Annotated in this window: 13 protein-coding genes; 5 read left to right on the top strand and 8 right to left on the bottom strand. The window is 72.5% G+C overall.

The features are described from left to right. Positions 1-197: 197 nt before the first annotated feature. Both D7Y15_RS07160 and D7Y15_RS07155 read right to left on the bottom strand, forming a co-directional pair. Positions 198-2,576: an alpha-2-macroglobulin family protein gene (locus D7Y15_RS07160; RefSeq protein ID WP_199745893.1), complete on the bottom strand. Its 2,379-nt coding sequence runs from the start codon at positions 2,574-2,576 to the stop codon at positions 198-200. Further along, positions 2,573-5,683, bottom strand: coding sequence for an MG2 domain-containing protein (locus D7Y15_RS07155; RefSeq protein ID WP_121752084.1), 3,111 nt, complete (start codon positions 5,681-5,683; stop codon positions 2,573-2,575). Before D7Y15_RS07155 ends, D7Y15_RS07160 begins: the two co-directional genes overlap by 4 nt. Before the next feature lie 104 nt (positions 5,684-5,787). Here D7Y15_RS07155 and D7Y15_RS07150 point away from each other — a divergent pair, with 104 nt between their 5' ends. Further along, complete coding sequence (locus D7Y15_RS07150) at positions 5,788-6,975, top strand: hypothetical protein (RefSeq protein WP_120598931.1); 1,188 nt, start codon at positions 5,788-5,790, stop codon at positions 6,973-6,975. Positions 6,976-7,051: 76 nt separating this feature from the next. Here the strand turns inward: D7Y15_RS07150 and D7Y15_RS07145 are convergent, their stop codons facing one another. Then, on the bottom strand, positions 7,052-7,342 hold the full coding sequence (locus tag D7Y15_RS07145) for a hypothetical protein (RefSeq protein ID WP_120578238.1): 291 nt from the start codon (positions 7,340-7,342) through the stop codon (positions 7,052-7,054). After that, positions 7,335-7,550 (bottom strand): hypothetical protein, encoded by a 216-nt coding sequence (locus D7Y15_RS07140; protein ID WP_233597148.1) that lies wholly within the window; start codon positions 7,548-7,550, stop codon positions 7,335-7,337. The genes D7Y15_RS07145 and D7Y15_RS07140 overlap by 8 nt, the downstream gene beginning before the upstream one ends. Before the next feature lie 277 nt (positions 7,551-7,827). On the opposite strand from D7Y15_RS07140, the gene D7Y15_RS07135 reads away from it, so the two are divergent. Next, positions 7,828-8,037, top strand: coding sequence for a hypothetical protein (locus tag D7Y15_RS07135; RefSeq protein ID WP_014393545.1), 210 nt, complete (start codon positions 7,828-7,830; stop codon positions 8,035-8,037). 33 nt (positions 8,038-8,070) lie between these two features. Here D7Y15_RS07135 and D7Y15_RS07130 read toward each other — a convergent pair whose 3' ends face one another. Continuing rightward, entirely contained in the window at positions 8,071-8,976 is a 906-nt protein-coding gene (locus D7Y15_RS07130) for an AEC family transporter (RefSeq protein WP_121752083.1), read from the bottom strand. A gap of 242 nt (positions 8,977-9,218) precedes the next feature. On the opposite strand from D7Y15_RS07130, the gene D7Y15_RS07125 reads away from it, so the two are divergent. Then, positions 9,219-10,472 carry an MFS transporter gene (locus tag D7Y15_RS07125; protein WP_121752118.1) on the top strand — a complete coding sequence of 418 codons (1,254 nt, stop codon included), beginning with the start codon at positions 9,219-9,221 and terminating at the stop codon, positions 10,470-10,472. Positions 10,473-10,538: 66 nt separating this feature from the next. Here the strand turns inward: D7Y15_RS07125 and traC are convergent, their stop codons facing one another. Beyond that, entirely contained in the window at positions 10,539-12,356 is a 1,818-nt protein-coding gene (gene traC, locus D7Y15_RS07120) for an outer membrane exchange accessory lipoprotein TraC (protein ID WP_121752082.1), read from the bottom strand. 275 nt (positions 12,357-12,631) lie between these two features. Here traC and D7Y15_RS07115 point away from each other — a divergent pair, with 275 nt between their 5' ends. Together D7Y15_RS07115 and D7Y15_RS07110 are read left to right on the top strand one after the other, a co-directional pair. Next, entirely contained in the window at positions 12,632-12,868 is a 237-nt protein-coding gene (locus tag D7Y15_RS07115; RefSeq protein ID WP_120581469.1) for a hypothetical protein, read from the top strand. 109 nt (positions 12,869-12,977) lie between these two features. Further along, positions 12,978-13,769: an FRG domain-containing protein gene (locus D7Y15_RS07110; RefSeq protein WP_120581468.1), complete on the top strand. Its 792-nt coding sequence runs from the start codon at positions 12,978-12,980 to the stop codon at positions 13,767-13,769. Here D7Y15_RS07110 and D7Y15_RS07105 read toward each other — a convergent pair. Together D7Y15_RS07105 and D7Y15_RS07100 are read right to left on the bottom strand one after the other, a co-directional pair. After that, entirely contained in the window at positions 13,726-14,208 is a 483-nt protein-coding gene (locus tag D7Y15_RS07105; RefSeq protein ID WP_233597522.1) for a hypothetical protein, read from the bottom strand. The genes D7Y15_RS07110 and D7Y15_RS07105 overlap by 44 nt on opposite strands. 41 nt (positions 14,209-14,249) lie before the next feature. Continuing rightward, complete coding sequence (locus tag D7Y15_RS07100; protein ID WP_148712715.1) at positions 14,250-14,447, bottom strand: hypothetical protein; 198 nt, start codon at positions 14,445-14,447, stop codon at positions 14,250-14,252. Positions 14,448-14,653: the final 206 nt, after the last annotated feature.

Below are 14,653 nucleotides of genomic sequence, written 5' to 3'. Positions count from 1 at the left end.
CCGCGCGCGATGCATCTCCGCCGTGCACTTTGAAGTGTACGCATGCGGGCAGCGATTGCACCGGGCGGGGGGCGCCCGGCGGGACGGGCCCCTGCCGCGCTTCCGGCGCGCATTCCACTCGCACCCGAGGCCAGACGGAAGGGTCCTGTACCGGCGCCGTGAGTGGAGAATGACCCCACACACAGCGCCGGAGGGATTCAGCGCACCGCCCAGGTGGTGGGCGGCAACGACGCGGTGATGTCCGGCCGGCCAGGCACACCCAGTCGCGCCGCGCCCGCCTGCAACGTCCCGGCGAGCGTGGGCAGCACGCGGAACTCCACCTGCACCAGCGCGCCCTGCTCCCTGGGAGAAAGGTCCAAGGACAACGCACCATCCTGCACATCCCAGGAGGTCACCTGTCCGGACGCCACGAGCGCGGCCAGGCTCGCGGGATCCACCTGCACACCCGCGGGCAGCTCCTGCTGGAAGCGCAGCGGCAACGAGGACGGCGCACCCACCTGGACGCGCACGTTCGTCAGTTGTCCCACGCGCGCCTCCTTCGGCCCCGTCACGGCCAGCTGCAGGCCACCCTTCACCTCGCTCTTCCAGGGCACCGCCGCGGACAGCGCCAGGGAGAAGCCCAGCCCCGGCACCGCGGGCTCCGCGCGCACGGTCCACGTGTGCGACCCCGCCGAGCCCGGCGCCGCGGCCTCCAGCGCCAGCACTTCGCGCAACGCCTTCGTGTCGTAGGTGCCCTCCGTGACGACCTGTCCGTCGCGCGCCACCGACACACGCACCTGGGCAGGCAGCGGATCCTTGAAGAGGGCCAGCGCCGCGCGCAGCCCCACGCGGTTGGCCTGCCCATCCCCCCAGCCCAGGCCCGGCGTGTAGTGCGCGAGCAGCCAGGCGCCCAGGTCCGCGAGCGGCGCCTTCGCATCACCCTGGAGGGCGAGCACCGCCATCGCCGTGGCCTCCGCCTCCGAGGGCATCTCCCCGTCCGCGCGCACCGTGTCCGGCTCCACCGGCAGCCACGCGGTGCCGTCCGTGCCGGTCTTCAGCGCCTCGCGCACGCGGGTGCGCAGGGCGTCCGCCACGCCGCCCTCCGCGGAGCCCTCCGCCAGCAGCACCGCCGCCGTGTAGCCGTCCTTCACCTGCGGCAGGTAGCGCTCGAAGACGCCCGACGCGCGCACGGTGAAGGCCGCCGCGCGCTGCTTGCCCTCCGGGGTGCCCTGCGCCGCGCGCACCGTGCGGGCGCAGTTCGCCGTCGCCACCAGCAGCCGCTGGAGCGTCCAGCCCTCACCGCCCTGGCAGGTGCCATCCGGCCGCTGCGCCTGGGCCACCTGCGCCACCAGCCGCTCGCCCAGCCGCGCGAGCACCGGGTTGTCCGGGTGGGCCAGCGCGCCCTCCGCGAGCCGCGTCGCCACCTCTATCGACGGCGCTCGCGCCGCGCGCAGCACCCGCTGCGTCGCCACCAGCGACAGCGCCTTCAGCGCAGCGGGGTCCGCCGTCTCGCCCAGCGACTTCAAGAGCTCCGGCGCCTGGCCCGCGAGCAGCAACGCGTACGCGTCCCCGGCCACGTCCACGGGACGGCGCTCCACCGCCGCCAGCTCCGCGCGCACCATGCCCAGCGCGCCCGGGTACACCTGCAAGCGCACCCTCTCGCTGCCGGCCTGTGCGTCGGCGGGGCCCACCAGGGACAGCGTGCGCGGCGCCGCCAGCGAACCGCCGCGCGTCTGGACCACGGGCTGACCGGTGGCCCACACGTCGAAGTCGCGCACCACCGCGTCCGTGTCCCCCAGCGAGGCGCGCAGCGTCACCGGCCCCGCGCCTCCGGCCTTCACCGTCACCAACTCCACCACGCTGCCGCGCGCGGGCACCCGCACCGTGCGAGCGCCGGCCTCCACCTGCGCGCCCTTCACGTCCACCTTGAGCGAGGCCTCCACGGCCTTGTCCGTGGTGTTCACCACCTGCACCGGCAGGCGCACCGTGTCGCCCGCGCGCAGGAAGGGCGGCAGCACCGGATCCACGTACGTGGGCAGCGTGCCCGCGAAGGACGTCACCGCCCCCGCCTGCGCGCCGGAGCGAGAGTGCGCGAGCGCCAGCACCCGCCACTGCGTCAGCCGGTCCGGCACGCGCACCGGCACCGTCGCCGAGCCGTTCGCGTCCGTCACCACCAGCGGTTCGAAGAGGAACGTCTCCGGGAACCACGCGCGGGTGGGCGCCGCCGCCGCGCCGTCGCGGTCCTTGCTGACGCCCCCTTCCTCCATCTCCGGCTCCGGAGGAGGTGCCGCCATCTCCATCACGGGTGCCGCGGCCATCGGAGCTTGGGCCGGTCCGCCGCCTCCCCGTGAACCGACGGACTCGTCGTCATACGAGTTCGCCGACCCGAAGCTCTTCATCGTCTTGCGCTGCAGACCCTCATCGCCGGAGCCTGGCGAGCTCTTGGTCGCGACGAACTCATCCCCCGCGAGCGCCGCGGCGGAGCTCCCCATGAGGCGGCGGACCGACTCCCCCGTCACCACCGCGATCATCACCCCGCCCAGCACGAACCCCACCCCGAGGCCCACCGCCCCGGACATCCACGAGCGCTGCTTCATGGCGCCTCCCGGGCGACCCACGCGCCCCAGTTCACGACGTCCTCCGGCAACCGCGTTCCATTCACCACCACCGCGCGAGGATCCGTGAGGGCCAGCAGGTCCTCCGGCAACCGCGACAACCGCAGCTTGCGGCCGAACGCATCCGTCACCTTCTGCCCGCGCTGCTCGCACGCGGCCAGCGACTCCGCCCACAGCCGCGCGAGCCCCGCGGGGTCCAACGTCTCACCCTCGGGCGCGGTCTCCTCCCACTTGCGCGTGCGCGCGTGCAGCTCCGTCAGCACCGCGTAGAAGGGCTCCGTCAGCTCCGCGTCCGGGGAGAAGGGGCTCGTGGCGCTCGCCGACAGGGGCGTCTCCACATCCTCCAGCGTGGGCACCGCCGTCACGCGCAAGAGCGCCGCCGCGGCCGCGTTCGCGCCCCGGATGCGCCCCATGGCCAGCGCCTGGCCGTCCAGCACGCCGAAGGCCGGCGTGGCCACCGACGGAGAAGGCCTCAGCCCGTCCAGCGCATCCGCGCCCGGCAGCGGCGCCAGCTGGGACAGCGTCTCGTCCACGCCGAAGAGGCCCACCGCCGCCTCGCCGTCCTTGCCGTCCACGCGCGTGTGGACCTGGAGACGCGCCAGCTCCCCGGGCGCGTACGCGGGCTTGTCCGGAGACACCTCCACCGTCAGCGATGCGCGAGGCGCCACATACACGCGCGCGGTCGCCGCCACGCCCTCCACCTGCGCCCAGCCCTCGAAGTCCTTGGGCAACGTGAAGTGCGCGGAGCGCGTGGCCGCGTCCAGCTTCTCCTTCAGGCGCGTCGGCCCCGCCACCAGCTCCAGCGTCTTGGGCAGCTCGCCCGTGAAGCCGGGGCCGCGCAGCAGCTCCACCTTCACGGACTCGCCCGCCTTCGCCAGCACCGGCGTCATGCGGAGGCGCAGCGGCGGCAGGCGCGCGGGGCGCAGCACGAACTTCGTCTCCCCCATGTCCTGGCCGTCCCACTTCGCGCGGACCTTCAACTCGTAGCCCAGGAACGTGGTGGCCTGGGGCGGCCGGGGAATGCCGTTGCCGCCGTACGTCGGCTGCGTGATGAAGCGCACCACGCCCATGGCCTCCGACGGCCTGCGTCCCGCCAGCAGCTCCGCCTGCGTCGACGCCGGAACGCGGATGCGCGCGAAGCGCTCCTTCACGCACGCCAGCACCGCAGCCGGGAGCGCGTCATCCGTCGCGGGCTCCGCCACCCAGGACAGCGCCAGCTCCGGCTTGTCCGCCCACCGCCGCCACGTCATCACGCCGGGCACCGCCACGGCGCGGTCCAGCGTGGGCGGCAGGCACGAGCGCGCATCCAGCGCGGCGACCGTCAGCCCCTCGCTCACGCCCCGCTCGTCCCCGAAGGCGACCTGCGTGTTCCAGCGAATCGAGGGCAGGCCTGGATCCATGACCTGGAAGCGCAGCTGGAGCATCCGCTCCGCGCGCGCCGGCAGTCCCCGCGCACGCAGCGCCGACGCCATGCACGCCTCCAACCCCTCCTCCGCGCCGGCCACGTCCAGCACCTGCCCGGACGCGCCCACCCGCACCACGAACTCCGCCATGGAGGCGCCGGAGGACGGGCTGACGAAGCGCGCGCAGGGATGCAGCACCGGCAGCAACCGCTCCAGCGCGAGCTGATCCTCCAGCGACGACTGCCCTCCCTGAGTGCCCAGCAGATCCCGCGACGACGCGAGCGACACGGGCGGCGGACGCGGCTGCACGCGCACCGGCAGCGGCGGCACCACCACGTTCACCGCGGGGCCGGGGTCCAACTGGAAGGCGGCCACGCCGTCCTCGTCCGCCACCGCGCTCACGCCCTTGTCGCGCGGGTCCCACGCGCGCGTCACCATCACCTCCGCGCCCGGCAGCACCTGGCCCGACGCGGTGGTGGCGCGCAGGTAGACGCGGTTGCTGAAGCCCGCCACCAGACCGTCCTCCAGCTCCGTCACGGAGGACACGGCCACCGCGTCCTCGGACAGGAGGAGCGACACGCCGCCGCGCACCGGCTCGCCCGTGGGGTCCTTCGCCTCCAGGCTCGCGCTCAGCGTGGCCTGGCCGCGCAGGTCCTGGGGCACGCGCGGCAGCGTCACGCGGAAGCGGCCGGCGGCATCCGTGCGCGCCTTCGTGGGCAGCTCGCCCCGGAGCCACTCCGTCGGAGGAGGCCATGCGCCCGCGTGGCTCCACGCCAGCGTCACGTCCGTGTCCGCCACCGGCGCGCCGGACGCGTAGGACACCTGCCCCGTCACCTCCGGCGTGTCGTTGGCGCGCCAGAAGGGCCGGGGGCTCTTCGCCTCCATCCGCAGGCGCGGCAGCGTGAAGGGCTCCACCGTGAAGGTCGCGTCACCGGAGGCGCCACCGCTGGTCCACGCCACCGACCACGTGCCCGTGGGCGCGCCCCGGTCCAACGGGAAGTCCCCCGCCACCACGCCCCAGCTGCCCGCGGGCGCGCGCTCCTCCAGCACCACCTCGCCGGAGGGGTCCATCACCTTCCACGTCCCCGGCCGTCCATCGAGCGGCGACAGGTCCTTCGCGCGCAGCGCCACCGCGCGGAAGCGCACCCGGTGCCCGGGCTCGTAGAGGGGCCGGTCCGTCAGCACGCGCACCCGCGCGGGCGCGTACAGGGGCAGCGCCGCGTCCACCGTGCCGGTGCCCAGCGGCGTGGTGAGGCGTGCGCGCAGCTGGTAGTCGCCGTCCGGCACCGCGGGCAGCGTCACCGGCGCCGACAGGGCACCGGAGTCTTCGCGCTCCCAGCGGCCCTTGGCATCCAGCGGCAGCGGCGTCTCCTTGCCGGCCGCGTCCACCAGGAACAGCGCCGCCGTGCCGCGACCCACGAGGGCCTCGAGTTCGCGGCCCTCCGCGTCCATGCCGTGCGCCTGTGCCCAGACCGTCACCCTGCTGGAGCCTCCCCGCGCGAGCCCGCTGGCGGACATGCTCACCGTCTGGCGGAGCTCGCCGTCCGGACACGCGGGCACCTCCACGCCCTGGAACATCCAGGCGGACAGACACCGCCCGGAAGCCATGAAGGCCAGGCCTCCCCCCAGAAACAACAGCCCGAGCCCGCCGGCCACCCATCGCCGGCGCTGGATGCCACCTGTCATGCGTTTTCTCCCCGTCTTTCCACTGTACGCCGGAAAGCGCGGAGCCGGTCCCCACCTCCCCCCGTTGACGTATCCGTCGGGCGGCTGAGCTAGGGTGATGCGTCATGGTCGTTTCGAAGAACCGTCCCCCGCAGGATGCCCTGCCGCCCCGCCTGGATGCGCTGCTCGAAGCGTTGATGGACCGCGACTTCGCGACGCGGCTTCGCAAGGTCTACCAGGCGGCCGCGGTCGCCATCGACCGGCTGGGGCACCTGAGCATCGTGAAGTACGAGCCCACCACCGCCGAACCCGACGACGCCGCGGACCTGTCGTTGTGGGAGACCATGGCGCCCGCCATCGGCGAGACGCTGACGGACGTCAACAAGCTGGTGGCCGCCATCCGCGACGCCTTCCCGCCGCCCGCGCGCCCCGCCGCGTCCAACGACGGCGGCTGGGCCCCGCCGCCCGCGAGCTCCGACGAGCGCCTGTCGCAGGAAGCGGAGGCCGTGCTGCACGCCAGCGCGGAGCGCCTGTCCAAGCGCGTGCAGGAGCTGGGCGTGCAGATGCGCCGGCCAGAGGTGGTGAGCGACCGCTGGACGCTGATGTCGGAGCTGGCCGCGTCGCGCGCGGACTTCCGCAACCGCATCGGCGACCTCGTGTACCTCACCGCCGCGGCCTTCGCGGACGTGCGCCGCGAGGACGTGGTGCCCGGCTACACGAACCAGGTGGGCGCGCGCGTGGCCCTGCGAGGCGCCGCGGCGGACCTGCGCCGCTCACTGCAGGGCCGGCTGGAGCGCGCCGCGAAGGCCACGGACGCCCAGCGGCCCGCGCTGGCGAGGCAGGCCGAGGAGAGCCTGGCCGCGTTCGTGTCCCTGCCCGCGTCGCTCGCGCTGAAGACGCCCACCAAGCGCGAAATCGTCGCGGCGCGAGGCCGGCTGCGCGAAGCGGGCACGCAGTCCGCCCTGGGGCCGGAGGTGCTGCCCGGGATGGTGGAGCCCTTCCTCGCGCTGATGGAGGACGCGATGGAGGAGCTGACCCGCGCGTGGCTCACCGTGCACGACCGAGCGGTGTGGGCCGCGAGCAGCGCCCGGCTGGAGCAGGTGGACATGCACCTGGAGCTGGGCTCTTCGGGCGCGGCGCGGGTCCTGGAGGAGGCGGTGGCGGCGGCGGGCGCGCTCTCGGGCCGCTCGGCGCCCTTCGACGTCTTCCTGCGCAAGGGCCGTCAGGAGGCCTCGGAGGGGCTCAACGAGGCCGGCGCGAGAGACCTGCTCGCCCGCTTCCGCGAGCGGCTGGCCAGTCTGCCGTTCAGCTAGCGGGCCTCACGCCTCCACGGGGCCCGGGAACCTCCGGGGCCCTGGAAGCGGACGGCCAGGCGAATCACCCGGAGCTTCAGGGCTTCGCGGGCGTGGCCGGCGCGGGCAGCGCGGGGGCGTCCTTCTTCGGAGGCAGGATGCGCAGCTCCTCGAAGCGCTCCGCCAGCGTCTGCGGCGTCAGCTCTTCCTGCCACTGCTTGGGGTTGGTGTTCCACCCGAAGTCGGCCGGCACCTTGCCGCCGCCCTGGCTGGTGTAACCAATCATCTCCGGGAACTGCGCGGACCAACGGCCGCCCGGATCCGGCTCCTTGGTGACGTGCTGCCGGTTGGGGAGGATGAAGGGCTTGGGCTTGGGAGCATCACTCATGCAGCCAAGCCTCTCCGAAAGAGACCTCATTGGGTAGAGCCAAGCAGGGCTCCTGCCGCCTTCGCGCGTGGTTCTTGGGGGGCAGCACGCTCGGCCCCAGCTCGAACACCGCCGCGAAATAACGCGCCTGGGACTCGCTGCCGTACCGGTAGCGCCGCACGCCCGCCGAGTGCGCCACCTCCACCCGCCAGCCCTTCCGGTCGCACATGACCTTCACTGTGTTCCCTACACCCATCCCGCACCTCCCCCGTCCCGTTGCTGTCCGAGGGGGTGCGCTATGAAATCCCCGTGCCAGCGCTCGCCAGCCCGCTCAAGAGGTTGCGTTGTCGCCGGGTGAGCAGTCGGAGATCGGCCGGTAACCTTTGCAGGCTGCCTTGAAGGGCCGTCTTCTGTGCCCGAAAGGTGGGGCAAGGCGCCATACCGGGTCCTCGCGGGGAGGGAACCGGTCTGCTTGTGTCGGGCAGATCCTGCGTTAACTCAATGGCATGACCCAATTCGAGACCCAGAGCGGAGAGCGGTTCGCGGACTTCGATCTTCCCGAGGGCTGCATGATGTGTGGCGGCGCGGTCTCCATCCGGGCCACGCCAGCGGGTGCTCACGGCTATTGCCCGCACTGCCATGTGCTGTCGCGTCCACAGATGCGCGTGAAGCCCAATGGCGTCGAGCTCTCCTTCGAGACCACGGCGCTCGCCTGAAACGAATCGCCTGACGCCCGTGCCGCACGGGCGTCAGTGCACCAGGGACAGGAGCAGCGGCGCGGTGGCGAACGACAGCGGAATGCCCACGCCCACCATCAGCACCGCCAGGTCCGCGTCCAGGTCGTGCTCGGCGGCGAGGATGGCCGCCGTCACCATGGGCGCCATGGCGATTTGCAGCACCGTGGTCTGCCTCACCACCAGCTCAAGCCCGGGCATGAGCATCAGCAAGCCCAGCACCGCCAGCGGCGCGAGCACCAGCTTGTAGGACAGCCCCAGCGCGAGCGCCGGCACACGTGGCCAGAGCCCCTTCAGCCGCAGCTGGAAGCCCACGACGAACAGCGCCAGCGGCGTGAGCAGGTCGCCCAGCCGCTGCAGCACGGATTCCAGCCAGTCCGGGAAGGGAAAGGGGCGCAGGAGCAGCGCCAGCACCAGCGCCTGGAACGGGGCGAACCCCACCACCTTGCGAGCGAGTGTGCGCACGGACAGCTCCGTCCGGGCGCTGGCCCTCGCCGCCGTCAGCGTGGCGAGCGTCGCCAGCACCAGGAACGAGCCCAGCTGATCCGCCACCACCGCCACCGGCACGCTCGAGGGCCCCAGGAGCGCGGCGGCCATGGGCAGGCCCACGAAGGCCGTATTGCCCAGCCCCGCGGTGAGGATGAGCGCCGTCACCGACTCGCGCGACAGCCCCAGCCGGGGCCCGAGCAGGCGAAGGAAGAGCACCGCCCCCACGAAGAGCAGCCACGGCGCCGCGGCGGCCACCACCAGCCCGGGCGCGAACTCCAGCCGATGCATGGCGCGCAGCACCAGCGCCGGCAGCGACACGTTGAGGAGGAAGACGTTGAACGCGGGCGCCGTCCCTTCGGGGAACCGGCCACTGCGTCGCGCCAGCACGCCCAAGACGAGGCACACCCCCAGAAGTCCGATGACCTGCCCCATGCCCGCCTTGCGTCCCGCCTTCCAGGGTGTGGATTGGCGCGGCAACCTGGAGGAGCCCGCCAGCGATGTCCAGCGCCATGAAGGTGCGGCCGGGGAAGTCGCGTTTCGCGCGCGACTGGAATGCATGAGGCTCCAACCGCCCGTGTGAGCCAGAGGGCGCATGGAAACGCGCGGGGCGCGAGCGCATGCTGGCGCGCGCCCGCGGTCAGTCCCTCCTCTCCACGTCCGTCGGACATCCCGCCATGAATCCCGTTGCCACGGTGTTGAGAGCGCTGGGCGGGGGTGGCCTGCCACGGACGTATTGGGTCCTGTGGGTGGGCACCTTCGTGAACCGGCTGGGGTCCTTCGTCGCGCCGTTCCTGGCGCTCTACCTCACGCGCGAGCGCGGCTTCAGCATCGAGCAGGCGGGCTTCATCGTGGCGCTCAACGGCGCGGGCGCGGTGCTGGCGGCGCCGCTGGGGGGCATGCTCGCGGACCGGGTGGGCCGGCGGCTGACGCTCGCGGGGGGCCTGTGGCTGGGGTCGGGGGCCATGCTGCTCATCGGCCACTCGGAGACGCCGGGGCGCATCGCGGTGGCGGCCTTCCTCCTGGGCATCCTGGGGGACCTGTACCGGCCGGCGGTGTCCGCGGCGGTGGCGGACCTGGTGCCGCCCCGGGACCGGGCGCGCGCGTACGGGTTGCTCTACTGGGTCATCAACCTGGGCTTCGCCATCGCGCTGCCGTTGGCGGGCCTGCTCGCGGGGATGGGCTACCGGCTGCTCTTCATCGCGGACGCGGTGACCACGTTCCTCTACGGCTGCTGCGTCTGGGCGTTCGTGCCGGAGACGCGGCCCCCGGAGGCTCGAGCGGCGCACGCGGAGCACTCCCCGCTGGGGGCGGTGCTGACGCCCTTCCGTGACAGCGTGTACCTGGCCTTCTGCCTGCCGGTGTTCGCGCTGGCCCTGCTCTTCCACCAGAGCTTCATGAGCCTGCCGGTGACGCTGACCCAGCAGGGCCTGACGCCCGCCCAGTACGGGCTGGTGATGTCCGTCAACGGCGTGCTCATCGTCGCGCTCCAGCCGTTCGTCGTGCGAGGCGTGGGCCGGGTGCGCCGCTCCACCGCGCTGGCGGTGGCGGGCGTGCTCACCGCCGTGGGCTTCGGGCTGCACGCGCTGCCAGCCACCGTGCCGCTCGCGATGGCGGCCGTGGCGGTGTGGACGCTGGGCGAAATCGTCCACTCGCCGGTGGCGCCGTCGGTGGTGGCGGACCTGGCGCCGGCGGAGCTGCGCGGCAGCTACCAGGGCGCGTACCACATGATGTGGGGCCTGGCGTCCAGCATCGCCCCCGCGTTGGGAGGAGCGATGCTGGGCCACGTGGGTGCCACCGCGCTGTGGGCGGGCTGCTTCTGCGTGGGCCTGGCCGCGGCCGCGTGGCACCTGACCATCGCGGGAGCGCGCAGGCGCCGGGTGGAGACGCTGCGGCTGGAGCGCCCGGAGATGAGCGCCAGCCTGGACTGAAGGGCGCGGCGGGCGCCCTGGCGCGAAGCCGGAGCGCACCGCGCCGGGTGAGGCAGGTACGGCGGACTACGGCCCCACGCCGAGCAGGGCTTCCGGCTTCGTGAGGCCGCGCGCGCGGGCGACGGGCTGGAGGATGTCCTGCGGGGGCGCGTCCGCGGTGAGCAGCAGCGCGCGCACGGCGGTCTCCACCACGTCCTCCGCGCCGGGGCGCACCATGCCGCGCCGGGCGTCCTCCACGCGCTTGCCGCGGTACAGGTCGAAGCGCTCCTTCACGTGCTTCGCCACGTCCGCCACGGCCTTGTCGCCCGCGTCCACGCGCAGCTCCAGTTCGTTGCGCAGCTGCACGGGGTCCGCGAGCACGCCGTAGCGGTCATAGCCCTTGTGCGCCAGGTCCTCGTGCAGCACCGCGTAGTCCTGCGTGTTGGGCGCGGGCACCTGCTGGGGCGTCAAGAGGTCGCGCATCACCGACGTCACCGTGGCCGTCACGGTGAGCCGGTGCAGCTGCACGTCGTAGACGAAGTCCGAATACATGGGCTCCTCCACGGTGATGGGCTCGCGGAAGACGGAGTCGCGGTTGCGCTGCACCTCGGTGCGCTGGGTCTCCGCCTTGTCCAGGGCCACCTGCACGGCCACCTCCAGCACGCGCGCCGCCTTGGACTTCATCGACATCAGGCCCTCATCCTGGGTGCACTGGCCCGAGCAGCGCTCCGGGTCGCACTCGCCAGGCACCTTGCCCGGGCTCTTCGCGTCGCGGGCCTCCTCGCCGCACTCCTGGATGGCCGCGCGGCACTCGCGCTTCTCCCGCTCACGGCAGCGTTCGGCGACGTCGCGCAGCGTGCCCAGCTCCAACTGGGCCTTGAGGTACTCGCGCAGCACGGCGGCCTGCTTGCGCTCCACGCCCTCCAGGGTGCGCTCCGCCTCCAGCAGCTTCTTCTCGTAGTCGCCGCGCTTGGGGTTGGGCACGGAGCGGTTGCCCGCGAGGTAGCGCTGGCTGCGCTGCGAATCCTCCACCGCCTTGAGCGGCAGCACTCGCTCCAGGGACAGGTCCAGCTTCACGCCCACGCGGCCCGGGGGCGCCTCCGTCACGACCTTCAGGGGCAGCTTCGTGGGGAGCGCCGAGGCCAGCCGTCCCGCGCTCAGCCGCTGGGCGACGTCGGGGGCCTGGGCGTTGTCCTCCACGGGCGTGGCCACCACCAGGAAGGCCACCTCGTCGCGCAGCCGCTGCCGCACGGACTCCGCGCGCTCACGGGCGGCGGTGGCACCCACGCGCTCCTGGTCCGCGCGCACGTAGGCCACCAGCGCGTTGCCCAGCTTGCCTGCCTTCTCCAGCGTCTCCGCGCTGGCGAAGAAGCGCCTGGCCCACGCCACCTGTACGGCGTCCACGCCCTTGCGAGCGTTCACGTGGTCCGGCGCCACGGCCAGCACCGCGTCCAGCTCCGCTCGAGCGTCCTGGAGCTTCTCCTCCTTGAGCAGCCCCAGGGCCACCTGGACGCGCGCATCCAGCGTCTGGGCGAGCAGCGCGCGGGCCCCTTCATGGTCGGGGTTCAGCTCCAGCACGCGCACCAGCAGCTTGGTGGCGGACGGCAGGTCCCCGGAAGCGTGGGCGGCGCCGGCCTCCTGGTACACCTCCTCGCCCCACTCCCTGCGCACCGCGCGCAGCTTCACGGTGATTTCGGAGGCCTCCGGATCCGCGGCCAGGGCGCGCAGGTAGGCGGCTTCGGCTTCCGCCCAGTGGCGCTCCTTCACGGCGCCGTCGCCCTCGCGCACCGCGCGGGAGAAGGCGGAACAGCCGCTGAGCAGCACGAGCGACAGCAGGGCCAGGGCGCTCAGCCAGCGGGAGGAATCGCGGGGGGTTCGGGCGGCGGGGGAGCTCACGCGCCGCATTCTCGCGGGAAAGCGCTCCGGGCGTGAAGATTCCGACGGCCTGCCCGGCTGGTTGCTCCGCGTGAAGGCAGACATCCTGGCGGGACGGGCCAAGGACGCCCGACGTCATTAGGCTGTTGTGCCTTTTGAATGTGTCGCACCCACACGGTCTTCTGCTGGCAGCGATGAGCCGGGGTGCAAGCGTTCAGTGTCCAGGCGACGGACTGCCGGGAATGACGCGACGCACCAGTCAGTAGAGGGAATCAGCACCCACGAGGGGGGCTAGAGAGAACCCAATGCCTTGTCCACAGCCGCGTCCCACCAAGTTCCACCTCCCGCTGCGGGCCGATACCTTCTCCATCGAGGACCACCGCAACGTCCACTGCCGTTTCTACGGCGGCTGCATCGACGTGGCGGTCCGTCAGGACTGGGAGAGCTTCACCTGCGCCAAGTGCCCCATGTTCCAGCAGGACAAGGCACCAGGCGCCAGCTCGTTTGCCTTCACGCAGCCCGCGAACTTCGGGCAGCCGTAGGTGTCTTTGTTTCAATCCCTGTGATTGAGCCGGCCGGGCGTCCTGGGCGCCCGGCCCCTGCGTTCCGGGAGGACCGGGCCCACCTTGTCAGGCGGCGAGGGGGCAGCGGATGCAGGAGCATCGCGTCACATCCTGGTTGGAGTTGCAGGACCTGGTGTTCGCGGGCTCATGGAACGAGCCGCTGGGCCGGTTCCGCACGAGCTTCGTGTTCCGGGGCGTTCCGGACGCGACGTTGGATTTGACGGCGACGCTCAACCGTCAGGGGGCGTTCGTGCGGTTGGAGCGGGACCTGCTGCGGGCCTTCCGCAAGTACGCGCGAGGCGTGCCGGGCACGGAGCGGCTGACGTCCATCTGGGACTGGCTGGCGCTGGCGCAGCATCACGGGATGCCGACGCGGCTGTTGGATTGGACGTTCAGTCCCTACGTGGCGCTGCACTTCATGACGGAGCGCACGGACCTGCTGGAGCAGGACGGCGCCGTGTGGTGCGTGGACTATCACCAGACGAACCAGCAGTTGCCCCGGCCGCTGCGTGAGCAGTTGCGGTTGGAGGGGGCGGACGTGTTCACGGCGGAGATGCTGGCGACGGTGGCGGGGGACCTGGCGACGTTCGACGGGTTGGGGGAGCATCCGTTCGTCTTGTTCTTCGAGCCGCCGTCGCTGGATGCGCGCATCGTGAATCAGTTCGCGCTGTTCTCGGTGATGAACGGGCCGGGGCTGAGCCTGAACGAGTTCCTGGGGCACCAGCACCAGGGCGTGCGCAGGCTGGTGGTGCCGGCGCGGCTCAAGTGGGAGATCAGGGACAAGCTCGACCAGGCGAACATCACCGAGCGGGTCCTCTTCCCCGGCCTGGACGGCCTCAGCCGCTGGCTGCGCCGTTACTACGCTCCGCGTCCCCGATAGGAGCAGGAACCTGTGGCTCTGGCGCGGGCGTTGGGACCTGGGGTGGCTCAGCAGGTATGCCTTCATCCGGAGGTCCCGGTGACTCCGCGACCACGTCCCCCTGGGGTGTGACGGCGTAGAAGAACCATCCATCCAGGATGCGTCGGCGCGGTCCCGCGCATCGCTCGAAGTCGGGATCCAACAGCACGTAGTAGAGCCCTGGTGTCGGGCCCGTGAAGAGCGAAACGTTGAGGCCGTCCTCGGGATGCTCGCAGCCGGAAAACAACCGGCGGGGGTTCGTCCTGACGAACTCGCGAACGGCGCCCACCGCGGCCTGCGCCGCGCCTGCGGGCATCGGGCTCTCCACAGGCCGGGCCGAGTGCTCATCCGGCCACTCGACAACAATGGTGCCCGGCCCACCCGCACACCCCACCAGCAATGACAGCAGCGCGAATCGCACGGCGCATCCTCGCACCCACGCGAGGAAAGCACCTCACGCTTTCACGCGTGCAAGGGCTCCCCACCCATGGGCCCGGACTCGTCCCGGTCGCGCCGTGACGCGCGCTCCGCGTCTTCCTTCGCCCACCGCGCGTCATCCTCGCGCGCGTTCTTGTGCGCGAGCACACCCCCCACGAGGACCCCACCTATCACCAGCATCATCACCAGGATTCCCACCAGCACCGAGCCGACGATGAGCATCTGAACCACCTCCACCTCCAACGGTACGTCGCGCTTGCCCCTCCCGCAGGCCTGAGCCGACACGCCCTGCGGGACCTTGTCTCCCTGTCCGTCCCCACCCGTGTCTGCGACCCCGGGGCCCCCCGCCTGGCAATGGACAGACGTGGGACGCACCTTTGCCGAAGAGCCGCAGGGACACCCCACATGGAGGTGCGCCAATGCCAGAC

Origin of the sequence: Corallococcus sp. AB030 (assembly GCF_003668965.1) — a bacterium.
Taxonomy (GTDB): domain Bacteria; phylum Myxococcota; class Myxococcia; order Myxococcales; family Myxococcaceae; genus Corallococcus; species Corallococcus exiguus.
Note: the sequence above shows the minus strand (reverse complement) of the source record. Positions and strands in the feature narration are given on the sequence as shown.